The organism is Amycolatopsis kentuckyensis, assembly GCF_002155975.1.
In the GTDB taxonomy this organism is placed as follows: domain Bacteria; phylum Actinomycetota; class Actinomycetes; order Mycobacteriales; family Pseudonocardiaceae; genus Amycolatopsis; species Amycolatopsis kentuckyensis.
The window spans coordinates 1-22,170 of the sequence record NZ_MUMI01000492.1 but is presented as its reverse complement, the minus strand read 5'-3'; the positions used below and the strand labels follow the sequence as shown (position 1 = coordinate 22,170).

At 68.4% G+C, this 22,170-nt stretch carries 21 protein-coding genes and 2 tRNA genes; 13 read left to right on the top strand and 10 right to left on the bottom strand.

The window, feature by feature from the left end:
• Positions 1 to 125: 125 nt before the first annotated feature.
• Genes CCN39_RS38360 through rpmH form a run of 6 tightly spaced genes read right to left on the bottom strand, consistent with a single transcriptional unit; the run spans position 126 to position 3,382 of the window.
• Entirely contained in the window at positions 126 to 662 is a 537-nt protein-coding gene (locus CCN39_RS38360) for a DUF6886 family protein (RefSeq protein WP_086850722.1), read from the bottom strand.
• Positions 663 to 721: 59 nt separating this feature from the next.
• On the bottom strand, positions 722 to 1,282 hold the full coding sequence (locus CCN39_RS38355) for a Jag family protein (protein WP_167455303.1): 561 nt from the start codon (positions 1,280 to 1,282) through the stop codon (positions 722 to 724).
• Positions 1,283 to 1,312: 30 nt separating this feature from the next.
• Positions 1,313 to 2,443 (bottom strand): membrane protein insertase YidC, encoded by a 1,131-nt coding sequence (gene yidC / locus CCN39_RS38350; RefSeq protein WP_086850718.1) that lies wholly within the window; start codon positions 2,441 to 2,443, stop codon positions 1,313 to 1,315.
• 5 nt (positions 2,444 to 2,448) lie between these two features.
• Complete coding sequence (gene yidD, locus CCN39_RS38345) at positions 2,449 to 2,778, bottom strand: membrane protein insertion efficiency factor YidD (protein ID WP_143264308.1); 330 nt, start codon at positions 2,776 to 2,778, stop codon at positions 2,449 to 2,451.
• Between the two features lie 5 nt (positions 2,779 to 2,783).
• Positions 2,784 to 3,218, bottom strand: coding sequence for a ribonuclease P protein component (rnpA, locus tag CCN39_RS38340; protein ID WP_086850715.1), 435 nt, complete (start codon positions 3,216 to 3,218; stop codon positions 2,784 to 2,786).
• Between the two features lie 20 nt (positions 3,219 to 3,238).
• On the bottom strand, positions 3,239 to 3,382 hold the full coding sequence (gene rpmH, locus CCN39_RS38335) for a 50S ribosomal protein L34 (protein WP_013231070.1): 144 nt from the start codon (positions 3,380 to 3,382) through the stop codon (positions 3,239 to 3,241).
• Positions 3,383 to 3,969: 587 nt separating this feature from the next.
• On the opposite strand from rpmH, the gene dnaA reads away from it, so the two are divergent.
• The 9 genes from dnaA to CCN39_RS38290 all read left to right on the top strand — a co-directional run bounded on the left by dnaA (position 3,970) and on the right by CCN39_RS38290 (position 15,975).
• On the top strand, positions 3,970 to 5,595 hold the full coding sequence (gene dnaA, locus CCN39_RS38330) for a chromosomal replication initiator protein DnaA (protein WP_086850714.1): 1,626 nt from the start codon (positions 3,970 to 3,972) through the stop codon (positions 5,593 to 5,595).
• An 878-nt stretch (positions 5,596 to 6,473) separates the two neighbouring features.
• Positions 6,474 to 7,607, top strand: a complete 1,134-nt coding sequence (gene dnaN, locus CCN39_RS38325; protein ID WP_086850712.1) for a DNA polymerase III subunit beta — start codon at positions 6,474 to 6,476, stop codon at positions 7,605 to 7,607.
• A gap of 29 nt (positions 7,608 to 7,636) precedes the next feature.
• Positions 7,637 to 8,527: a phosphogluconate dehydrogenase (NAD(+)-dependent, decarboxylating) gene (gene gnd / locus CCN39_RS38320; protein WP_086850710.1), complete on the top strand. Its 891-nt coding sequence runs from the start codon at positions 7,637 to 7,639 to the stop codon at positions 8,525 to 8,527.
• A 10-nt stretch (positions 8,528 to 8,537) separates the two neighbouring features.
• Positions 8,538 to 9,692 carry a DNA replication/repair protein RecF gene (gene recF, locus CCN39_RS38315; RefSeq protein ID WP_086850708.1) on the top strand — a complete coding sequence of 385 codons (1,155 nt, stop codon included), beginning with the start codon at positions 8,538 to 8,540 and terminating at the stop codon, positions 9,690 to 9,692.
• Between the two features lie 106 nt (positions 9,693 to 9,798).
• Entirely contained in the window at positions 9,799 to 10,407 is a 609-nt protein-coding gene (locus CCN39_RS38310; RefSeq protein ID WP_434781151.1) for a DciA family protein, read from the top strand.
• 197 nt (positions 10,408 to 10,604) lie between these two features.
• Positions 10,605 to 12,572 carry a DNA topoisomerase (ATP-hydrolyzing) subunit B gene (gene gyrB / locus CCN39_RS38305; RefSeq protein ID WP_086850704.1) on the top strand — a complete coding sequence of 656 codons (1,968 nt, stop codon included), beginning with the start codon at positions 10,605 to 10,607 and terminating at the stop codon, positions 12,570 to 12,572.
• Between the two features lie 50 nt (positions 12,573 to 12,622).
• Positions 12,623 to 15,160, top strand: coding sequence for a DNA gyrase subunit A (gyrA, locus tag CCN39_RS38300; protein ID WP_086850702.1), 2,538 nt, complete (start codon positions 12,623 to 12,625; stop codon positions 15,158 to 15,160).
• Positions 15,161 to 15,210: 50 nt separating this feature from the next.
• Positions 15,211 to 15,852: a DUF3566 domain-containing protein gene (locus CCN39_RS38295; RefSeq protein ID WP_086850700.1), complete on the top strand. Its 642-nt coding sequence runs from the start codon at positions 15,211 to 15,213 to the stop codon at positions 15,850 to 15,852.
• Positions 15,853 to 15,901: 49 nt separating this feature from the next.
• Positions 15,902 to 15,975 (top strand) — tRNA-Ile (locus CCN39_RS38290).
• Positions 15,976 to 16,335: 360 nt separating this feature from the next.
• Here CCN39_RS38290 and CCN39_RS38285 read toward each other — a convergent pair.
• Both CCN39_RS38285 and CCN39_RS38280 read right to left on the bottom strand, forming a co-directional pair.
• Positions 16,336 to 18,087 carry a hypothetical protein gene (locus CCN39_RS38285; protein WP_244211183.1) on the bottom strand — a complete coding sequence of 584 codons (1,752 nt, stop codon included), beginning with the start codon at positions 18,085 to 18,087 and terminating at the stop codon, positions 16,336 to 16,338.
• A 367-nt stretch (positions 18,088 to 18,454) separates the two neighbouring features.
• Positions 18,455 to 19,078, bottom strand: coding sequence for a DinB family protein (locus CCN39_RS38280; protein ID WP_086850698.1), 624 nt, complete (start codon positions 19,076 to 19,078; stop codon positions 18,455 to 18,457).
• Positions 19,079 to 19,168: 90 nt separating this feature from the next.
• On the opposite strand from CCN39_RS38280, the gene CCN39_RS51345 reads away from it, so the two are divergent.
• Positions 19,169 to 20,098, top strand: coding sequence for a helix-turn-helix domain-containing protein (locus tag CCN39_RS51345; RefSeq protein ID WP_208630578.1), 930 nt, complete (start codon positions 19,169 to 19,171; stop codon positions 20,096 to 20,098).
• Positions 20,099 to 20,188: 90 nt separating this feature from the next.
• Entirely contained in the window at positions 20,189 to 20,767 is a 579-nt protein-coding gene (locus CCN39_RS38270; RefSeq protein ID WP_086850696.1) for a DUF8817 family protein, read from the top strand.
• A 25-nt stretch (positions 20,768 to 20,792) separates the two neighbouring features.
• Here the strand turns inward: CCN39_RS38270 and CCN39_RS38265 are convergent, their stop codons facing one another.
• Positions 20,793 to 21,107 carry a PepSY domain-containing protein gene (locus tag CCN39_RS38265; RefSeq protein ID WP_086850694.1) on the bottom strand — a complete coding sequence of 105 codons (315 nt, stop codon included), beginning with the start codon at positions 21,105 to 21,107 and terminating at the stop codon, positions 20,793 to 20,795.
• 409 nt (positions 21,108 to 21,516) lie between these two features.
• Between CCN39_RS38265 and CCN39_RS38260 the strand changes: the two genes are divergently transcribed.
• On the top strand, positions 21,517 to 21,684 hold the full coding sequence (locus CCN39_RS38260) for a DLW-39 family protein (protein ID WP_003100602.1): 168 nt from the start codon (positions 21,517 to 21,519) through the stop codon (positions 21,682 to 21,684).
• A gap of 34 nt (positions 21,685 to 21,718) precedes the next feature.
• Positions 21,719 to 21,791: transfer RNA gene (locus tag CCN39_RS38255), tRNA-Ala, on the top strand.
• Positions 21,792 to 21,842: 51 nt separating this feature from the next.
• Here the strand turns inward: CCN39_RS38255 and CCN39_RS38250 are convergent.
• Positions 21,843 to 22,170, bottom strand: a 328-nt coding sequence (locus CCN39_RS38250) for a DUF6355 family natural product biosynthesis protein (protein WP_086850692.1), incomplete at its 5' end; no start/stop codon positions are given.

Below are 22,170 nucleotides of genomic sequence, written 5' to 3'. Positions count from 1 at the left end.
CGGTTTCACGTGAAACCGTGCTCGTTCGATTGTCCCCGATGAACCGGAGAAGACGAGCCGACAGTCCGAAGATGTGGACAACTCCACTCAGCCGGCCGCCGCCGAGGTCCGTTCCACGTGAAACATCACGCGTGTAATTCGCTCGGCCGAGGCGTCGCGTTGCCCAACCGGATGCCGCTGAAGCCGAGCGTGCTCGCCGCGACCGCGTCGACGAACGCCCACAGGTTCCGCATCACCCGCAACTCGATGCCCGCCTCTTCGTGGAGCGCGAGGAGATCACCGACCCGCTCCGGCGGACCGAGCGGCTCGACCGGCACCGTCGCCACGACCGCGTGGGCGTGCGCGCCGAAGGATCGGAACGACGCCGACGAGAAGCGGTACGCGAACAACCGGACGGTCCGCATCGCCGCCAGCCACCCGTACTCGATCGCGTGCACGCGAGGCGTCCCGAGGAACGCGCGGTCCGCCTCGGACGTCTCCGGCGTCACCCACGCCAGCGCGCGGGGGCACTGTCGTGGGAACCAGTAGTCCGGCGCGCGGGCCGCGTCGACCGCCCAGACGTAGGCCTCCGGCTGCCGCGCGGTCGCCGCCACGTGCGGCTCGAAGCGGGTGATCGTCGGGTCTTCGGAGAAGTGGACGACCTCACCGGCTGCCGGGCGCATGCACACAAGAAAGCGGCCCCACCTGACCGAGTCAAGTGGGGCCGCTCCGCGCGTGAAGCTCAGGACTCCGGGAAGATCACCACACGGCGCTTCGGGTCTTCGCCTTCGCTCTCGCTCGTGACGCCCGAGACCGTCGCCACCGCGTCGTGGACGACCTTGCGCTCGAACGGGCTCATCGGCTGCAGCCGGACGCGCTCACCGCTCTTGAGGACCGACTCCGCCGTCGAGCGGCCGAGCTCCTTCAGCTCCTCACGGCGGTCCGCGCGCCAGCCCGCGATGTCCAGCATCAGCCGGCTGCGGGAGCCCGTCTCCTGCTGGACCGCCAGCCGGGTCAGCTCCTGCAGCGCCTCGAGCACCGTGCCGCGCGGGCCGACGAGCTTCTCGAGGTCCTCGCCGCCGTCGATGCTCACGATCGCGCGGCCGGCTTCCACGTCGAGGTCGATGTCACCGTCGTAGTCGAGCAGGTCCAGCAGGCGCTCGAGGTAGTCGCCGGCGATGTCGCCCTCCTGGACGAGGATGTCGTCGCCGCCTCCCGCCTTCTGCTCGCCGGCTTCGCCTTCGGCCGTCTCCGGGGTCACGTCGTCCTTATCGGCGTCGATCGTGTCGATCGTCTCCGACATCATTCGTCTCCTCTCCGAACCGGTCGCGCCTCAGCGGCGCTTCCGGCCCGACTTCCTGGTCGAGTCTTTGAGAAGGCCCGGCACGCCGGTGCCGTTGTCCTTCGAACCGTTCTGGCCGTTCGTGTCGGCCGGGGTCGGGTCGCCGTCGCCGTCGCTCCCGGCGGCAGCAGTGGCGGGGGAAGCGGTCTGCGCGAAGCCGTGGGCCGAGCCCGCCTTCGTGACCTTCTTCTGGGAGCCGGTCTGCGCGGGCTGGTTCTTCTTCTGCTGGACCGGCTTCTGGCCGACCTTCGGCGCGGCCGGCTTCTGGCCCGGCTTCGGCCCGAGCGTCGCGCGCTTCTCCGCGGCCTCCGCCTTGCGGGCCGCCTCTTCCTTGTCGATCTTCGTGTAGACGAGGCGCTGCTGCATCAGGGTCCAGCCGTTGTTCGCCAGCCAGTAGAAGAGGAGGCCGAGCGGGAACAGGGCACCGAAGACGAGCACACCGAGCGGGAAGATGTACATCGTCAGCTTGTTCATGATCGCGGTCTGCGGGGTGGCCGACGCGGCGTTCTGGCGGGCCACCGAGTGCCGCGCGGTGAGGTGCGTGGCGATCGACGCGACGATCATCAGGGGCAGCGCGACCGGCAGCACGCTCCAGTGGAAGCCGACGTTCGTGGCCCCGCCGCTGACGACCCCGACGCCGTTGTAGACGGCCTCACCGAGGTTGACGCCGAACAGCTTCGCGTTGACGTAGGACTCGACGTCGTGCTGGCTGAAGAAGTAGTTCTCGGTCTTCGGCCCGCCACCGGGCGGCGGCATGGTGAACGCGCGCAGGACGTGGTTCAGGCCGATGAAGACCGGGATCTGAAGGAGCATCGGCAGGCAGCTGCCCAGCGGGTTGACGCCGTGCTCGCGCTGGAGCTTCTGCATCTCCGCGGCTTGGCGCTGCCGGTCGTTCGCGTACTTCTTCTGGATCTTCTTCATCTCCGGCGCGAAGTCCTGCATCTTCTTCATCGACCGGACCTGGTTCACGAACGGCTTGAACATGATGCCGCGGACCGTGAACGTCAGGAAGATGATGCCGAGGATCCAGGCGACCGCGGTCGATTCCCCGAAGACGAACCCGAAGACCTTGTGCCAACACCAGAGGATGAAGGACACGGGGTAGTAGATGAAATCGAGCACTGCTGCTACTCCTCGATCGGTGTTTCAGGTCTGCGGTGTCGCCACGAGAACGTCTCGGGCACGGGGTCGCGGCCGGGTGGCGTCCAGGGGCCGCAGCGCAGCAGCCGGCGCAGCGCGAGGTAGGAGCCGCGGCCGGCACCGTGCCGGGTGAGGGCTTCGACTGCGTACGCGCTGCAGCTCGGGTAGAACCGGCAAGCCGGTGGGAGGAAGGGCGAGATCGCCTTGCGGTAGAGCTTGATGGGCAGCAGCAGGACCCAGGCGACCGGGCCGGTCCGCGGGGGCTCGGTCTCGTGGTCGTGGTCGTGCGCTGAGTCGTGCTCGGGGGTGGCTCGCATGCCGGTCACACCGCTGATCCGTGGTCGGGGGCCGCGTCCGCGGGACGCGTCGGGCTGGGGACATCCCCGGCCGGACGGCGCGACGACAGAAGCCCCAGCCGACGCAACGCGGCGTCGAGATCGGACCCGAGCTCGGCGCTGGAAGCGGTCGACGACGGCGGCAATGCCCGTACGACCAACGCAGTGCCGGCGGGCAGTGTTCCGAGCCTGGCCGAAACGAGATGACGCAACCGGCGGCTGACGCGGTGGCGGACCACCGAGTTGCCGACGGCCTTGCTCACCACAAAACCCGCCCTGGCCGCCGACGGTGCGTCGGCGGCCGCGGACGGGTCCGTGGTCAGCGCGTGGACGACGAGGCGGCGCCTGCCTGCCCGGGACCCGCGACGGAGAACCACGCGGAAATCCTCACTCCGCCGCAGGCGTGCGGCAGCCGGCAGCACGGCGCGCCCCGATCGTGCGATCAGGCGGACAGCGCGCCGCGGCCCTTGCGACGGCGGGCCGCCAGGATGGCCCGGCCGGCGCGGGTCCGCATGCGCAGACGGAACCCGTGGGTCTTCGCGCGGCGGCGGTTGTTCGGCTGGAAGGTGCGCTTACCCTTGCTCACTGCTTCTCCTGTGTCTCGCGTCGGGCGGGAAGAATTCCTTCCCCCCACCTGGCGTGTCGTGCGGGCGCACGGCAGTCTCTGGTGTCTCCTACCAACGTGTGGCCTCGTCACGACGAGCGACGACAACGTGGGCACGCGAAACGCACCCGTCGCATACGGGAGACCTTACGAGGGTACGCACCCCCGTCGGGCGGCCGGTAAGCACCCCCTCGGCCACGGTACGCGACCGCCCGGCGCGCCCGGGGAGTTCGACGGCGTGGCACCGAATGGCAACCGGCCGTGCACCGTGAAATGCTGGCCGCCCAGGATGCCTTGTGGCCACGAGCGGGGCTTGTTAGCGTGCCTCTCTCGGGTCACCGGTCGAGGTGCACGAGTATCCGGGTGGTGGAGTGCCCACCGGCGTACGACGAGCCCGCAGGTGGCGGCACCGCGGGTCGCCGTACATTAGTGCACAGCTGTGGACAACTATGTGGATATTCGCTGTGCCGGTGCGCGGACAGGTTTCCTGTGATCGCCGGGTGGAGTGACCGGGTGTTCTCGGGGCCGGCTCGGCCGTCCACGCCGACGAGGGGAGGGGAGCCAGACAGGTGTCGGATCACCAGCACAATCTGGGTGTCATCTGGGAACAGGTGGTACGCGAACTGTCCGACGGGACCCTATCCCCCCAGCAGCGCGCCTGGATGCGGGTGACCCGCCCGATCGGCCTGCTCGACGGCACGGCGCTCCTGGCGGCGCCCAGCGACTTCGCGAAGGAAGCGATCGAACGCGGGCTGCGCGGCGCGATCACCGACGCGCTTTCCCGGCGGCTCGGCCGCGCGATCTCCCTCGCGGTGAAGGTCGACAGCGCCGAAGCCGTCGCCCCGGCGCCCGCGCCCCGCTACGTGCCGTCACCCGGCCGGGTGGAAAACGGCGCGAGCCCCGAACCCGCCTCGGCGATGCCGGCCAACGGCGCCCCGATGATGCCCCCGCCGCGGCCCGAACCCGCGCAGCCGATGCCGCCGATGCCGATGCCGCAGCACCAGGCCGTCGGGCCGAAGCCGGACGACGGCGACGACACCGACGAAGAAGTCGACGAAGAGGGCGAGGCGCTCGCCGCCGTCCACGAGATCTGGCCGACGTTCTCCGGCCAGCCGATCGCCGGCCAGCCGTACACCGCGCCGGCGCAGCCGCAGACGTCGAAGACGAAGCTGAACGAGAAGTACACCTTCGACACGTTCGTCATCGGCGCGTCCAACCGCTTCGCGCACGCGGCCGCGGTCGCCGTCGCCGAGGCGCCCGCCCGCGCGTACAACCCGCTCTTCATCTGGGGTGAGTCCGGGCTCGGCAAGACGCACCTGCTGCACGCGGTCGGCCACTACGCGCAACGGCTCTTCCCCGGCATGCGCGTCCGGTACGTCTCGACCGAAGAGTTCACGAACGACTTCATCAACTCGCTGCGCGACGACCGCAAGGTCGCCTTCCAGCGGCGCTACCGCGACATCGACATCCTGCTCGTCGACGACATCCAGTTCCTGGAGGGCAAGGAAGGGACGCAGGAAGAGTTCTTCCACACCTTCAACACCCTCCACAACGCGAACAAGCAGATCGTCGTCAGCTCCGACCGCCCGCCGAAGCGCCTCGAAACGCTGGAGGACCGGCTGCGGACGCGGTTCGAGTGGGGCCTGATCACCGACATCCAGCCGCCCGAGCTCGAGACGCGCATCGCGATCCTCCGCAAGAAGGCGGCGCAGGACAGGCTGGCGGTGCCGGGTGAGGTCCTCGAATTCATCGCTTCGCGCGTCGAGGCGAACATCCGGGAGCTCGAAGGCGCGCTGATCCGCGTCACCGCGTTCGCGTCGCTGAACCAGCAGCCGGTCGACAGCGCGCTCGCCGAGATCGTGCTGCGGGACCTGATCCCCGACTCGCACGCGCCGGAGATCACGGCGCCGACCATCATGGGCGTCACGTCCGAGTTCTTCGACGTCACGCTCGACGACCTGTGCGGCCCCGGCAAGACGAAGGCGCTCGCCACGGCCCGCCAGATCGCGATGTACCTCTGCCGCGAGCTGACCGACATGTCGCTGCCGAAGATCGGGCAGACGTTCGGCGGCCGCGACCACACGACGGTCATGCACGCGGACAAGAAGATCCGCAAGGAGATGGCCGAGCGCCGGCGGATCTACGACCAGGTGCAGGAGCTGACGTCGCGCATAAAGCAGCGCGCCCGCCAGTAGCACATCCCTTACCTCCCAACGACTTCGGGGCGTCCGCTCACTGTGGACGCCCCTTCGTCGTCTTTGGACACAGCCGCCATCGGGCACAGCCGTCTGTGGAGTGTCTGAAGCACGCGTACGCGCCTTCGCTGCTTCGCGGGCGTACGCGTGCTTCGCCAAACTCGCGAAAATTGTTTGTACACAAGGGGTTTTCCCCACCGTGTGGGCAGATTGCCCACAGTGCCAACGGATCTCCCACCAGCGAAGACACGAATTCCCTCCACACCCCGCCCACAGGCGATCCACAGCGCATCCACACCCTTGTCCACGCTGATTCCACAGGTTGCCCACATGCTGTGCACAGGAGAAGCCGATCACTCGGAAGAGGGGTTCGGACCCCCTCCGGTACCCCCAGACCCTGGGTACAAATCGCCGCACACCTGGGGACAACTGTGGGGACAACCGGGCCCGACTGTGGATGGATCCGGGGTCGCCCGAAACCATCCACGGACGGCCCGATCTACCCACAGGTCCGCCACCAGGGTTCTCCACACGCCCGCGAGCCGTCCGACCTGCGCGAACGAGCTCAATCCACACAATCCACAACGCCTATTACTGCTACTGCCCTTAGATCTCTTGAAAGAGAGAACAAAACAAAAACAGGCGGAGGACGAAGTTGGGGACAGCTGCGAGATCGAGTCGTCATGTCGACAAACTCAAGGGGAGGCCGAGGTGACGGCGGCGCCCGCGACGGCCTAACGTGGACGCCTGCACCTGGTCCGCGCTCCGGCCGCTCACGCGGAGGGCGGACCGGCCGGAGGGGGCAGCCGGTCACTGCCCCGCGAGAACGAGGCCTGGCCCGAGCCCGTACGGGGCTCGATCGTCGAAAGGATGCGCGCATGAAGATCCGCGTCGAGCGTGACGGGCTCGCCGACGCCGTCGCGTGGGTGGCCAGAAGCCTCCCCTCCCGGCCTCCGGTGCCGGTGCTGGGCGGTGTCCTCCTCGACGCCGGTTCGGACGGCGAAACCGACGCGCTGACGGTCTCCGGCTTCGACTACGAGGTCTCCGCCACGGTCGGGGTCCCCGCGACGATCGCCGACGGCGGCCGCCTCCTCGTGTCCGGGCGCCTCCTCGCCGACATCACCAAGGCGCTGCCCGCGCAGCCGGTCGAGATCTCCGTCGACGGCGCGCGCGCCACCATCACGTGCGGCAGCGCGCGCTTCTCCCTGCCGACCATGCCGGTCGAGGACTACCCGCAGCTGCCGTCCCAGCCCGCCTTCGCGGGCGAGCTCGCCGGCGACGCGTTCGGCCAGGCCGTCACCCAGGTCGTCGTCGCCGCCGGCAAGGACGACACGCTGCCGATGCTCACCGGCATGCGGCTCGAGATCTCCGGCAGCTCGCTGACCCTCGTCGCGACCGACCGCTTCCGGCTCGCGATGCGCGAGTTCACCTGGCAGCCGGCCGAGGGCCTGGCCGACGCCGCGGTGCTCGTCCCCGCGCGCACCCTCGCCGAGGCGGCCAAGACGCTCGGCGCGAGCGGCGCCACGATCCGCCTCGCCCTCGCCAGCGGCGAAGGCCTGCTCGGCCTGTCCGGCTCCGGGCGCTACACGACGACCCGCCTGCTCGACGCGGAATTCCCGCCGTACCGGCAGCTGCTGCCGGCGTCGCACACCTCGCGCGCGGTCATCGACGTGTCGGCTCTCACCGAGTCCATCAAGCGCGTTTCGCTGGTGGCCGAGCGGGGGACTCAGGTACGACTGGAGTTCGGGGACAACTCGCTGCGGTTGTCCGCGGGCGGCGACGACGAGGGCAGCGCCGAAGAGGAACTGCAGGTCGAGTACGAAGGTGAGCCGGTGACCATCGCGTTCAACCCGGGTTACCTCGTCGACGGCCTCGGCGCGCTCCACAGCGACCGTGCGGAGCTGACGTTCACCACGCCGAACCGGCCTGCGCTCATCAAGCCCGCCGACGCCGAGGGCAACGTCGTCCCCGGCTACCTCTACCTCCTGATGCCGGTCCGCCTGCCGGGCTGACCTGTTTTCAAAGCACGTAAGGGGATCTCATGGTTCAGCTCGGTCTGATCGGCCTGGGCAAGATGGGCTTCAACATGCGTGAGCGGCTGCGCGCGGCCGGTCACGAGGTGGTCGGCTACGACCGCAACCCGGACGTCAGCGACACCACCTCGCTCGAAGACCTGGTGTCCAAACTGGACGCCCCGCGGATCGTGTGGATCATGGTGCCGGCCGGCGAGCCGACCCGGCAGACCATCACCGAGCTGGGCAACCTGCTCGCCGCGGGCGACATGGTGATCGACGGCGGCAACTCCAAGTACACCGACGACAAGCTGAACGCCGATCTGCTCGCGGCGAAGAACATCGGCTACCTGGACTGCGGGGTGTCCGGTGGCGTGTGGGGCAAGGAAAACGGCTACGGCCTGATGGTCGGCGGCGCGGCCGCCGACGTCGAGAAGGCGATGCCGATCTTCGACGCGCTGCGCCCGGACGGCCCGCGCGAAGAAGGCTTCTCGCACGCGGGTGACGTCGGTGCGGGCCACTACGCGAAGATGATCCACAACGGCATCGAGTACGGCATGATGCAGGCCTTCGCCGAAGGCTTCGAGCTGCTCGAAGCGGCCAAGGTCGTCAAGGACGTGCCCGCCGTGATCAAGGGCTGGCAGCGCGGCACGGTCGTCCGGTCCTGGCTGCTCGACCTGCTCGTGCGCGCGCTCGACGAAGACCCGGAGCTGGACGACCTCGAGGGCTACGTCGAGGACTCGGGCGAAGGCCGCTGGACGCTGGAAGAGGCGATCAACAACGCGGTGCCGGCGCCGGTCATCTCGGCGGCGCTGTTCGCGCGGTTCGCTTCGCGCCAGGAGCACTCGGCCGCGATGCGCGCGGTCGCCGCGCTGCGCAACCAGTTCGGCGGGCACGCCGTGAAGAAGATCGGCGGGTAGGGAGTCCCTGGTGTATCTGCGACACCTGCAGGTCACCGACTTCCGCTCCTGGCCACAGGCCGATCTCGCCCTCGAACCGGGGCCGACCGTGCTGGTCGGCCAGAACGGCCGCGGCAAGACCAACCTGCTGGAGGCGATCGGGTACGTCGCGACGCTGGGCTCGCACCGCGTCGCGACGGACGCGCCGCTGATCCGGCACGGCTGCGAGCGCGCGCTGGTCCGGGTCGCGGTGGTCAACGACGACCGCGAGCTGACCGTCGAGCTCGAGATCACCGCCGGCCGGGCGAACCGCGCCCGGGTCAACCGCGGTGCGGTCGGCCGGCCGCGGGACGTGCTCGGGATCCTGCGCACGGTGCTGTTCTCCCCGGAGGACCTCGCGCTCGTGCGGGGTGACCCGGGTGAGCGACGCCGGTTCCTCGACGAGCTCCTGGTGCTGCGCGCGCCGCGGTACGCCGGGGTCCGGGCGGACTACGAGAAGGTGCTGAAGCAGCGGAACGCCCTGCTCAAGACGGCCGGGAAACGACGTACGGGCCGCGAAGACCCGTACGCGCTGTCGACGCTCGAGGTCTGGGACGACCACCTGTCGGTGGCGGGCGCGGAGCTGCTGGCCGCGCGCCTGAACCTCGTCGCCGACCTCGCGCCGTACGCGGCTTCGGCGTACATGGGGGTCGCGCCCGACTCGCGGCCGGCGAAGATCGCCTACCGGTCGTCGCTGGGTGCGGCGCTGCCGGAGACGTACGGCGTACCGGATGGCGAACGGGCGCAACCCGAGGTCCTGAAGGACGTCTTACTCAAGGCGCTGGGTGAAGCCCGCAAGGCGGAGCTCGAGCGTGGCATCAGCCTGGTCGGCCCGCACCGGGACGAGCTGGAGCTGATCCTGGGCGAAGCGCCGGCCAAGGGCTACGCGAGCCACGGCGAGTCGTGGTCGTTCGCGCTGGCGCTGCGGCTCGGCAGTTACGAGCTGCTGCGCGGGGAGGCGGGCGAGCCGGTGCTGCTGCTCGACGACGTGTTCGCCGAACTGGACCGCAAGCGCCGGGCCCGGCTGGCCGAGGTGGCCGCGAGCGCCGAACAGGTGCTGGTGACCGCCGCGGTCGACGAAGACGTACCCGGGGAGCTCGCCGGGCACCGGTTCGTGGTGGCGGATGGTGAGATCACGCGTGGCTGAGCGAGGCGACCGGGCACCCCGTGTGACGGGTGACACAAACCGCACCCGATCTGGGGACAAACCTGTGGACAGTGTGGATAACACGGTGAATGAGTTATCGCTGCCCGTGACTGTGCGGCCAGATAGGTGGCGCGAAACGCCCAAAAAGGGCACCAAGCCTCCGCTCGACACTGAGCGTGATGGCACCGTTGGGCCGAACGAGCCTCCCCCGACCGGGCGCGACCTCGCCCACGCCGCGCTCGAAGCGGCCAAGGCGAAGGCCAAGGAACGGGGCACCCCGCCGGGCTACCGGCGCCGGGCGGTCGGCGGTGGCGGCCAGAACCCCCGGCGGCGCCGTTGGTCGGGACCGGGCGCGGACGCGCGTGACCCGCAGCCGCTCGGCCGCCTGGTCTCGCGGCTGGTCAAGGACCAGGGCTGGAACGAGAGCGTCACGAGCGCCCGCGTCTTCGCGCAGTGGGCGCGGCTGGTCGGCGAAGACGTCGCCGAGCACGCGCAGCCGGTCGCACTGAAGGACGGCGAGCTCACCGTGCGCGCCAGCTCGACGGCGTGGGCCACCCAGCTGCGGTTGCTGCAGGGAAAGCTGCTGGCCAAGATCGCGGCGGGGGTCGGCAACGGCGTCGTCAAGCGGATGCGGATCCAGGGTCCGACCGCCCCGAGCTGGCGGAAAGGGCCGCGTCACGTGCCGGGCCGCGGCCCCCGTGACACGTACGGCTGACCCGGGTTGCGCGATGCTCGGTTGAATGGGCCGAGAACGCATTCAGACCTCCCGAGATACGTCAAGACTCGGCTCGAACCGATTTCGTCCGTCTGTGACGCGTTCAGGGGTGTCCTTGCCGCATGTCAGCGGACGCGGCCAAGTACACTGGAGGAGAGCGAGCGTCCGCTCGGGCGAGACGAGGAGAAACAACGCCGGTGACCGAGAACAAGAGCGAGTACAACGCGTCGTCGATCACGGTGCTCGAAGGCCTCGAAGCCGTCCGCAAACGCCCCGGCATGTACATCGGTTCCACCGGTGAACGAGGGCTGCACCACCTCGTCCAGGAAGTCGTCGACAACTCCGTCGACGAGGCGATGGCCGGCCACGCGACCAAGGTCGAGGTTACTCTCCTCGCCGACGGCGGGGTGCGTGTCGTCGACGACGGCCGCGGCATCCCGGTCGACATGCACCCCAAGGAGAACAAGCCGACCATCGAGGTCGTGCTCACGCAGCTGCACGCGGGCGGCAAGTTCGACAGCGACTCCTACGCGGTGTCCGGTGGCCTGCACGGCGTCGGCATCTCCGTGGTGAACGCGCTCTCGACGAAGCTGCTCGCCGAGGTCAAGTACGGCGGCCGCAGCTGGCGCCAGCTGTACACCGACCAGATCCCGGGGCCGCTCGAAGACCTCGGTCCGGCGACCGAGACCGGCACGACGATGACGTTCTGGGCCGACGGCGACATCTTCGAGACCACGACGTACAACTTCGAGACCATCTCGCGCCGGCTCCAGGAGATGGCGTTCCTCAACAAGGGGCTGACGCTGTCCCTGCGCGACGAGCGCGTCGCCGACGAGGAGACCGAAGAGGACGCGGAGGGCAAGGTCGCCCGCGTCAAGGAGAAGGTCTACTGCTACCCGGGCGGGCTCGAGGACTTCGTCAAGCACATCAACGGCAGCAAGGACCCGATCCACCCCAGCGTGATCTCCTTCGACGCCAAGGGCACCGGCCTCGAGGTCGAGGTCGCGATGCAGTGGAACACCGGGTTCACACCGTCGGTGTACACGTTCGCCAACACGATCAACACCCACGAAGGCGGCACCCACGAGGAGGGCTTCCGCGCCGCGCTGACCCGCGTCGTCAACGCGTACGCGCGCGACAAGAAGCTGCTCAAGGAGAAGGACGCCAACCTGACCGGTGACGACGTGCGCGAAGGACTCGCGGCGATCGTCTCGATCAAGCTGGGCGAGCCGCAGTTCGAAGGCCAGACCAAGACCAAGCTGGGCAACAGCGAGGCCAAGACGTTCGTGCAGCAGCAGTCGAACGAGTGGCTGGCCGACTGGTTCGAGCGCAACCCCGCCGAGGCGAAGACGATCATCAACAAGTCGATCTCCTCGGCGCAGGCCCGGATGGCCGCGCGCAAGGCGCGTGACCTGGTCCGCCGCAAGGGTGCGCTGGAGATCGGCGGCCTGCCCGGCAAGCTCAAGGACTGCCGCTCCACCAAGCCGGAGGAGTGCGAGCTCTACATCGTCGAGGGTGACTCGGCCGGCGGCTCCGCCAAGGAGGGCCGCGACTCGATGTACCAGGCGATCCTGCCGATCCGCGGCAAGATCATCAACGTCGAGAAGGCCCGGATCGACCGCGTGCTCAAGAACACCGAGGTCCAGTCGCTGATCACCGCGCTCGGCACCGGCATCCACGACGAGTTCGACATCGAAAAGCTGCGCTACCACAAGATCGTGCTGATGGCCGACGCCGACGTCGACGGCCAGCACATCACCACGCTGCTGCTCACCCTGCTGTTCCGGTTCATGACGCCGCTGATCGAGCACGGTCACGTCTTCCTCTCACGGCCGCCGCTGTACAAGATCAAGTGGCCGCGGGCCGAGCCGGAGTACGCGTACTCCGACCGCGAGCGCGACGCCGTCATCAAGGCGGGCGTCGAAGCGGGCAAGCGGCTCCCGAAGGACGACGCGATCCAGCGCTACAAGGGTCTTGGCGAGATGAACGCCGAGGAGCTGTGGGAGACCACGATGGACCCGGCGAACCGCCTGCTGGGCCGGGTCACGATGGACGACGCCGCCCAGGCGGACGACCTCTTCTCGGTCCTGATGGGCGAGGACGTCGAGGCACGCCGGTCGTTCATCACGCGCAACGCCAAGGACGTGCGCTTCTTGGACGTGTAGGCGTCCCCCGTTCTTCGTCCCGCTAGGCCCCCGCACCCGAGAAGGACCTCATGACGGAAACCTTGCCGCCGGCTCCGGAACACGACCGGATCGAGCCGGTCGACATCCAGCAGGAGATGCAGCGCTCCTACATCGACTACGCGATGAGCGTCATCGTGTCGCGGGCGCTGCCGGACGTGCGTGACGGCCTCAAGCCCGTCGCCCGCCGGATCCTGTACTCGATGTTCGACTCCGGTTTCCGGCCGGACCGCGGGTACAACAAGTGCTCCCGCGTCGTCGGCGACGTCATGGGCAACTACCACCCGCACGGTGACTCGGCGATCTACGACGCGCTGGTCCGGCTCGCCCAGCCGTGGTCGCTGCGGTACCCGCTGATCGACGGCCAGGGCAACTTCGGCTCGTCGGGCAACGACCCCGCGGCCGCCATGCGGTACACCGAGTCCCGGCTCGCGCCGCTGGCCATGCAGATGCTGGCCGACATCGAAGAAGACACCGTCGACTTCTCCGACAACTACGACGGCCGCACGCAGGAGCCCGACGTCCTGCCGTCGCGGTTCCCGAACCTGCTGGTCAACGGCGGTTCCGGGATCGCGGTCGGGATGGCGACGAACATCCCGCCGCACAACCTGCGCGAGGTCTCCGAAGGCGTCGCCTGGGCGCTGGAGAACCCCGAGGCGACCGACGACGAGCTGCTCGCGGCGCTGCTGGTCCGGATCAAGGGCCCGGACTTCCCGACCAAGGCGATGATCCTCGGCACGTCCGGCATCGAGGACGCCTACCGCACCGGCCGCGGCTCGATCCGGATGCGCGCGGTCGTCGAGGTCGAAGAGGACGCGAAGGGCCGCACCATCCTGGTCGTGTCCGAGCTGCCGTACCAGGTCAACCCGGACAACCTGGTCGAGAACATCGCGAACCTGGTCCGCGACGGCAAGCTCACCGGCATCGCCGACATCGCCGACGAGTCCAACAGCCGCTCGGGCATGCGGATCGTCGTCACGATCAAGCGCGACGCGGTCGCGAAGGTCGTGCTGAACAACCTCTACAAGCACACCCAGCTGCAGCAGAACTTCGGCGTCAACATGCTGGCCCTGGTCGACGGCGTGCCGCGCACGCTGCGGCTCGACCAGATCATCCGGCACTACGTGAAGCACCAGGTCGAGGTCATCGTCCGGCGGACCAGGTTCCGCCTGAAGAAGGCCGAGGAGCGGGCCCACATCCTGCGTGGGTACGTCAAGGCGCTGGACATGCTCGACGAAGTCATCGCGCTGATCCGCCGGTCGCCGTCGGCGGACGAGGCCCGGCCGGCCCTGATGGAGCTGCTGGACGTCGACGAGATCCAGGCCACCGCGATCCTCGACATGCAGCTGCGCCGCCTGGCCGCCCTGGAGCGCCAGCGGATCATCGACCAGCTGGCCGAGATCGAGCTCGAGATCGCCGACCTGAAGGACATCCTCGAGAAGCCGGAGCGGCAGCGCGCGATCATCCGCGACGAGCTGATGGCGATCGTCGAGAAGTACGGCGACGACCGGCGCACGAAGATCATCGGCTTCAGCGGCGACGTCACCGACGAAGAGCTCATCGCGGTCGAGGACGTCGTCGTCACGATCACCCGCACGGGGTACGCCAAGCGGACGAAAACGGACCTGTACCGGTCCCAGAAGCGCGGCGGCAAGGGGGTGCAGGGCGCGACGCTGAAGCAGGACGACATCGTCCAGCACTTCTTCGTCTGCTCGACGCACGACTGGATCCTGTTCTTCACGAACAAGGGCCGGGTGTACCGGACCAAGGCGTACGAGCTGCCCGAGGCCAACCGCAACGCCCGCGGCCAGCACGTGGCGAACCTGATGGCGTTCCAGCCGGACGAGCAGATCGCCCAGGTCATCGAGATCAAGAACTACGAGGTCGCGCCGTACCTGGTGCTCGCCACCAAGCGCGGCCTGGTGAAGAAGACCAAGCTGACCGACTTCGACTCCAACCGCTCCGGCGGCCTCATCGCCATCAACCTGCGTGAAGGCGACGAGCTGGTCGGCGCGGTGCTGGCGGCGGCCGAGGACGACCTGCTGCTGGTCTCGGCGGAAGGCCAGTCCATCCGCTTCCACGCGACGGACGAGGCGCTGCGGCCGATGGGCCGCCCGACGTCCGGGGTGATGGGCATGCGCTTCAACGACGGCGACGAGCTGCTCGGCATCAGCGTGGTCAAGGAGGGCAAGTTCCTCCTGGTCGCGACCGACGGCGGCTACTCCAAGCGCACCGCGATCGAGGACTACCCGGTCCAGGGCCGCGGCGGCAAGGGTGTGCTCACCATTCAGCACGACCGGAAACGTGGCAGGCTGGTGGGTGCGCTCATCGTCGACGCCGAGGACGAGCTGTACGCGATCACCTCGAGCGGCGGCGTGATCCGCACCCCGGCGGGCGACGTCCGCAAGGCGGGACGGCAGACGAAGGGGGTCCGGCTGATGAATCTCGGCGAAGGCACCACTCTTCTCGCGGTCGCACGCAACGCGGACGAGCCCTCGGACGTCGCCAATGGTGACGCTCCCGAAGCGCCGGAAGCAGCTGACGAGACGACGGCGCCGTCGGAGCAGTAAGTTCACAACTACGGACAGCGCCCCACGGCACGGGTAAGGACTGACTCTTCGTGACACCGACCGACAATCCCGAGGCAGCGGGTTCGAACGGAACGCCGGCGAGCCCGCCCTGGCAGCGGGTCGACAAGGAAGGCGACGCCGAAGCGACGGTCAAGCTGGCCACGGAGGAAGCGCAGCCCGCCCCCACCGAACGCCCGGTGGTGACGGGCAGCGCAGCCCCCCGCTTGTTCGGCGGAGCCCCCGAAACCCCGCCGGCGGCCGGCGAGGTCCCCCCGGCCTCGACGCAGCGCGCTCGCCCGAGCGCCCTGCGCCGGCCCGGCCGGGGCCCCCGCCGCGCGTCCCTGCAGGTCAAGCGCTTCGACCCGTGGTCGGTGCTCAAGCTGTCCCTGGTCCTGGGCGTCGCGATGTTCTTCGTCTGGCTGGTGGCGGTCGGAGTCCTGTACACGGTGCTGGACGGAATGGGCGTCTGGGACAAGCTGAACGGAACGTATTCGTCCCTGGTCGGCGGCGAAGGCGCCAACGCCTCGGCCGAACCCCTGATCAGCGCGGGCCGCGTGTTCGGCATCGCGGCCATCCTGGGCGCGATCAACATCGTCCTGGTCTCGGCGCTGGCCACGGTGAGCGCGTTCATCTACAACGTCTCGGCCGACCTGGCCGGAGGCCTGGAAGTGACCTTGTCCGAGCGGGAGTGACCCGGTTGCAGGGCCCCCTCGGGGGTCCTGTAAAGTTCTCCTCGTTCGAGGGCCTATAGCTCAGGCGGTTAGAGCGCTTCGCTGATAACGAAGAGGTCCCAGGTTCAAGTCCTGGTAGGCCCACATAGGAAAAAGGCCGGTTTGCGAGTCCCGCAAACCGGCCTTTTTGCTACCTGGGCGACTATGCCGCTCGATCGTCGTCGGGCGAGCCGAACAGCTTGTCCATCGCGGCTGCGCCCTCCTTGATCACCGGCCGAAGCTGGTGGCGGTAGACCAGCTCCGTCACGGCGGGCCCACTCCCGCATCTTCTCCGACTTGGCCCTGCCGCCGAGCACGATGACCTTCTGCAGCAGTGTCGAGATCGGTACTTCGGGGTCGAGTACGTCGGCCTCGATCTGCGCGAGAAGCCCGCTGGCCTTGGAAGACATGAGGGGCATTCTCTCATCGGCGCCCGGACGCATCGCGGCTTGCCGCGCCGGGTGGTTAGGTGGGTTTGCGGACGAGGCCGGTGTAGGCGGCGATGGCGAGGGTGGCCAGGGCCCAGAGGAGGGCTTGGAGTGCCCAGAGGGTGGCGGTGAAGGTTTGGCCCCAGCCGGTGGTGGTGTCGAGGTCGCAGTGGGCGCGGATGCCGGTGGTGCCGAGGGGGAGGCCGCGGTCGATGCCGAGGCCGATGAGTTCGACGGGTGAGCAGGGTGTGCCGGGGTCGGCGGGTTTTGCGGTGGCGGGTGGGACGCGTTCGGCGGCGTGGTGGCCGGGGTGGGTGGTGACGTGTCCGGCGAGCAGGCTGAGTGTGGCGGCGAGGGTGAGGATGACAACGAGTGCGGTGACGAGGCGGTGGGCGCGGTAGCCGTAGCGGCCGAGCCAGCCCCAGAGTGCGTGTCGCGCGCGTGCGAGCCGGTTGCCCAGTGCCTGAGGGGTGCGGCGGCGGAGGTCGTTTTGCTGGGTGATCAGGACTTCGCGGGCGTTGTTGTCGTGGCCGGCGGCGCGCTCGGTCGCGGCGAGTTGCTGGAAGGGTTGGGGTCGGTAGGTGGGGGTGTGGTGGACCAGCAGGTGCAGCCATTGACGCCACGAAATCCCGCCAAGGACGGGGTAGGTAAGTCCATGGGCTGTGATGGTGCGGTCGCGGTCAGGGCAGCCATGGCGGCTTACCCCCTGCCGACCTGCCGGGCACACCACTGTCGCAGAGATCTCCAACTCCCCGGTGATGTGCGCCTCTTGCAGCAGCAGGAGTGGGCCTGAGCTGTTGTCCAGTCTGGACACCAATAGCTGAGCTTGGCTGCCAATGTGGGCGCCGAGCAGCCGGAAAGCGCCGAACTTTCCGGCGCCGGTGATGGTGGCGTTCCGAGTGAACAGGTCGCTGTCGGTGCGGAGGCCGTCGGCGTGCACTGCGGGACCGGTGGTGTTGGTGATGGTGGCCCGTAGTAGGTCGATTTGTCCGCCGATGTGGGCGTCGAGCAGTCGCAGTGCGCCGAGGCCTCTGGCGCCGGTGATGGTGGCGTTCCGAATGGACAGGTCGCTGTCGGTGCGGAGGCCGTCGGCGTGCACTGCGGGACCGGTGGTGTTGGTGATGGTGGCCCGTAGTAGGTCGATTTGTCCGCCGATGTGGGCGCCGAGTAGTCGGAGTGCGCCGTCTTCTGCGGTGCAGGTGATGGTGGCGTTCTCCATGGTCAGGTTGCTGTCGGTGCAGAGGCGATCGGCAACCAGTGCGGGACCGGTGGCGTTGGTGATGGTGGCTCGATCGAGGTCGACCATGCCGCCGATGTGGGCGCCGATCAGCGAGATCGCGTCGAGTTTCCCGCCGCCGGTGATGGTGGCGTCCCGCATGAACAGGTGGCTGTCGGTGCGGAGGCCATCGGCATGCAGGTGGTGGAGCAGGCTACCGCTGAGGTACAGGTCGCGAAGGTGCGCGTCTCGGCAAACGAAACCGTCCGGCAGAGCACATTGGAACAAGTCCAAACCGGTGACGGCGGTGACGTAATCGAGGTCAAGCCGTCCGACGATCCGTACTCCCACGAGCTGGATCCCGCGAGGATCGAGGTCACCGCGCAGGCCACGGAGCAGTTCGCGAAGGAGGTCGGCTCGTACCCGCAGTTCGGGGTCGTCGGTGACCGCCAACTCCTCCACCAGCATCCTGGTGCCGGGGTTGGTGACTTCCCCCCGTCGGGTGTTGTCGACCACCTGTTGCTCGACCTCGGTCAGATCACTCAGCACGGGTGAGGGCCGCGTCTCGTCCACACCACCACAGTCGATTGCGGCCTGCGGAATGTGACATCTGCCGACTCAACTCATCGCTGTGGCTTGCCCACCGTGATCACGAATTGCTCCTCCCTGGCTGCGCTGGGCAGACAGTTCCCTGCCTGCATGCAGCCGAGATCGCTGAAGGCGGGCGACAAAGTGGGCGACAATCACGGAGGTCGTCGACGGTCATCGGTGGATCTCCACGGACGCTGAAACGTGAGGTTGCCGGGCGTTTGCCATGATCGGAAAATCGTGATCTTGCCCTGATAACGAAGAGGTCCCAGGTTCAAGTCCTGGTAGGCCCACGCAACGCAAGCCCGGTTCGCAATCTGCGAACCGGGCTTTTGCGTGTCTTGGGTGACTGTCAGCCTGGGGAGACATCCGGCGCGGCGACATCGAGGTCGGCTGGAAGACGTGGACGGCCGGTGATACGAGCCGCCTCACGTGCTGCGAGCTCGACACGATCGTGGAACTCGGACCACCCGTCGGGGAGGTTGCTGACCGTGGGGTGGTAGCCGGCGCGGCCGTCGATGAGCTCGCGGACGATGTCGGCGTGACCGGCGTGCCGACAGGTCTCGGTGATCATGTGGACGAGCATCCAGTGCAAGGTCACGTCGCGCATGCCTTCGGGAAAGTGGGGCACCTTGCCGGGCGAGTCGAGATCGAGTGCCGCGATGGTCGCGTCAGCGTGCTCCCACGACCGTTTGTACTGCGCGATGATGTCCTCGCGGGTCTCCTCGGGGCGGGCGAGGAAGTCCTCTGATTGAGTGCGGTCGACCAGCCACTCCCCGGCGTGGGCGGGGCGGTCGAACACTTCGCCGAAGTAGCCGAACTCGTTGCCCGTCAGGTGTTTCACCAGTCCGAGCAGATTGGTTCCGGTCGGGGTGAGCGGCCGGCGCGCGTCGTACTCGGACAGGCCGTCGAGTTTCCACACCAGGACGTCGCGCACCTGCTGCAAGTACAGGTGCAAATAGGTTTTCGAATCCACGTCCCGACCCTAGGAATCCGGTACCGCCGCGGTCTTGGACACGCGTGCCGTCTCGATCGACGATGCGTGCCATCGTGGTTGGATGGCCGGGTGGACTCGGTACGTGGCTCGGTTCGGCTGGACACCGAACGGTTCGGTGTCGACGCCTTCCGCGACGGCTGGGAAGCGCAGATGGGCGACGGTTTCACGTTGCCCGCGTTCCACCACGAAGCCACCGCCGGAGCCGTCGTTCGTGGGTTCGCCTCCCGCGTCGGGGACTCGGTCATCACAGATTTCGAAACCGCCACGCGGGTACGGGTCGATTCCGCGTTTCCCGACATCGGCGAACTGCGGCTCTACGTGGTGCACAGTGGCACCTACGTCCTCAGACGTGAACGCGACTCGATAGCTGTCGACGCCGGTCAGTTCCTGCTGAGCCGCTCGATCGGGTTCACCGGCTACGACGTCGCCGCGGGCACTACCGCCCAGGTGATCGGGCTGTCCGCCGAGGCGCTGGGCTTGTTCGCCGACGGCATGCAAGTGACCGGCCCGGCCGCCGCCGCGGAGGTTCGAATGCTGCTGGCGCACACGAGGGTGGTCCACGCGACACTCGGCGACCTCGGCGATGGCGGCGTCCACGCCAGCCGCAACGCATTGGTGGAGCTGGTCCGCGGGGTTTTGCACGGGTATCCCGACGGCGCCGAACCCGGCCTGGCCGGCCCGCTGGTCCACGCGGCCGGCACCCTCGCCGATCAACTACTCACCGACCCGGACCTGACACCAGCGCTGCTGGCGCGCCACCTCAAGGTCTCACTGCGAACGTTGCACCGGGCCTTCGCGTCCACCGGCGAGCCCGTCGCGGCGTACATCCGCCGACGTCGCCTCGAGCAGGCGCGCCGCGCGCTCCTCTCGCCGTCCCGCCCCACGGTTTCGGAGATCGCGGCACACTGGCAGTTCGCCGACAGCAGCCACTTCATCCGGATGTTTCGTCGCTACTACGGCCAGACGCCGGCCCAGTTCGCCCGCGATCACCAGCGCTGAGCGTGGGTAGGTCGTGGTCGTCCGGGACGGGCGTTCGCGGGAGCAAATAGCTCGGTGTCGTTTCGGCGGGTCCGGGCCTAGCTTCGGGTAATGGCGAACGAACTGACCATTCCGCTCCTGCCCTGTCCTTCCATCGACGAGATCGCGTCGTTCTACGAGATGCTCGGCTTCGAGATCACCTATCGGCAGACGCGGCCGAACCCGCACGTCGCGGTGAAACGGGAAGACATCAACCTGCACTTCTTCGGGATGGACGGCTACGACCCGGCGCAGTCGTACAGCACGTGCCTGGTCATCGTGCCGGACATCGGCGAACTGTTCGAGGCCTTCGCCGCGGGAATGCGGTCCGTGCACGGAAAACTGCTCACCTCCGGCATCCCGCGGATGACCAGACCGCGGCTGCGCAACGACCGGTACACCGGGTTCGCCGTCGTCGATCCGGGCGGCAACTGGATCCGGATCCACAAGGCCGCCAAGGAACCCGAAGCGCAGACCAAGCTCGCCAAAGCCCTGGAGAACGCCGCGAGGCAGGCGGACGCGCGGGGCGACGAACGCCAGGGGCTGAAGATCCTGGAAGGCGCGTTGAAGCGCGCGACCGGTGACGAACCGGAGTTTCAGGCGGTGCAGGAGTACCGCGACGAGCTCATCGAACGGATCAACGGGGCCTGAGCCGGCCCGCGCTCGGTTCCGGGCGTCAGTCGTGTTCCATCGTCAGGATCGCGCCCGTCTGGCGGGCGACGTCCACCTCGATGCGGCCTTCGCCGCTGTCCGCGATCTCGACTTCCCAGCTCGGCTGCCCCTGGGCGGTGTCCTGTTCCACGCCCAGGGAGTGGCCGCCGTATTTCCGGGTGGCGATCCGCTCGGCTTCCGCCTGGTCGACGGCGTGTGCGGGGGCGGCCGAGGCCGGCGCCGAGGTCGGTGCCGGGGCGGGGGCCGGGGCCGGCGCGGAACTGCACGCGGCGGTCACGGCGAGCAAGGCGGCGGCACCGGCGATCAGCGGGGCACGCATGAAGAACTCCCTTCGTTGACGACTTTCCCTTCCGAGGGTGTCTTCGGCAGAAGTCGACGACATCAGGGAACAACCCTGAGATGTCCCGGATACGGGTCAGCCCTGCCGGGAAGAGAAGTCCGGCAGGGCTGAGCGGTCACGGTCGGCGCGCCGCACGGTCGCCTCTCGGCGAGTGGCGCATCGCGGCTCCAGCCTGACGGAACTCCGCGAAGGCGATGGGTGAGGCCCGGGGGACACGGTGGGCACACCGACCAATCCGTACAACAAGACCACCCGAGCCGGTATTTCCGAGGGCCTGTGACGTGCGTTACCAGTGGTTCCACGTGGAACCAATGACTGCCTGACACCCGCTCCGCGGGGGTGCAGTAACATCACGGGGTAAGGGAAGCAAGCTGAGAAGGGGGCTTCGGTGAAGAAGCTGCTGGCACTCGCCGTCATCGCGGGCGGCGTCCTGTTCGTCGTCAAGCGCAACAAGGCGGCCAAGGCCGAAGCCGACCTCTGGCGTGAGGCGACCGCGCCGGTCCCCTCCACCAACGGCACCACCCCGGCCAAGCCGGCCGGCGCTTCCCACAACTGATCTTTCCCGCGCGCGGCTGCGGCCGCTCGCGTCCGGGGCTGTAGCTCAATTGGTAGAGCACCGCCTTTGCAAGGCGGGGGTCAGGGGTTCGATTCCCCTCAGCTCCACACAAACGAAGGCCAGGTCCGCCCGGACCTGGCCTTCGTCATGTCCAAGGACTACCGGTACCAGCCGTAGGCACAGTTGGTGGGCCCGCCGTTGTAGTACGCGAACGTCGTGCGCCACGTGTTGTACGGCGAGTTGCCCGCGTTGATGCTGTTCATGCCCGGACGGGCGCAGAAGTGGTCGTCGGAGCCGAAGACGTGCTCGACCGTCAGCATCACTGTCGTGCTGCCGCAGTGGTTGTAGTTCTGGGTGCCGTCACCCTGCCAGCCGCACGGTTCGGCGCTCGCCGGGGCGGCCAGGGCGATGGTGCCCGCGGCCGCCAGCACGCCGGCTGTCAGCAGGGTGCTGGCGGCTCGTTTGATCGACATGAACAGTTGCTCC

What these genes read in the sequence shown, in the direction of transcription:
- CCN39_RS38360 (WP_086850722.1), bottom strand. Translation starts at nt 662, where the DNA reads ATGCGCCCGGCAGCCGGTGAGGTCGTCCACTTCTCCGAAGACCCGACG.
- CCN39_RS38355 (WP_167455303.1), bottom strand. Translation starts at nt 1,282, where the DNA reads ATGTCGGAGACGATCGACACGATCGACGCCGATAAGGACGACGTGACC.
- yidD (WP_143264308.1), bottom strand. Translation starts at nt 2,778, where the DNA reads ATGCGAGCCACCCCCGAGCACGACTCAGCGCACGACCACGACCACGAG.
- dnaN (WP_086850712.1), top strand. Translation starts at nt 6,474, where the DNA reads ATGAAGATCCGCGTCGAGCGTGACGGGCTCGCCGACGCCGTCGCGTGG.
- gnd (WP_086850710.1), top strand. Translation starts at nt 7,637, where the DNA reads ATGGTTCAGCTCGGTCTGATCGGCCTGGGCAAGATGGGCTTCAACATG.
- gyrA (WP_086850702.1), top strand. Translation starts at nt 12,623, where the DNA reads ATGACGGAAACCTTGCCGCCGGCTCCGGAACACGACCGGATCGAGCCG.
- CCN39_RS38270 (WP_086850696.1), top strand. Translation starts at nt 20,189, where the DNA reads ATGGCGAACGAACTGACCATTCCGCTCCTGCCCTGTCCTTCCATCGAC.
- CCN39_RS38265 (WP_086850694.1), bottom strand. Translation starts at nt 21,107, where the DNA reads ATGCGTGCCCCGCTGATCGCCGGTGCCGCCGCCTTGCTCGCCGTGACC.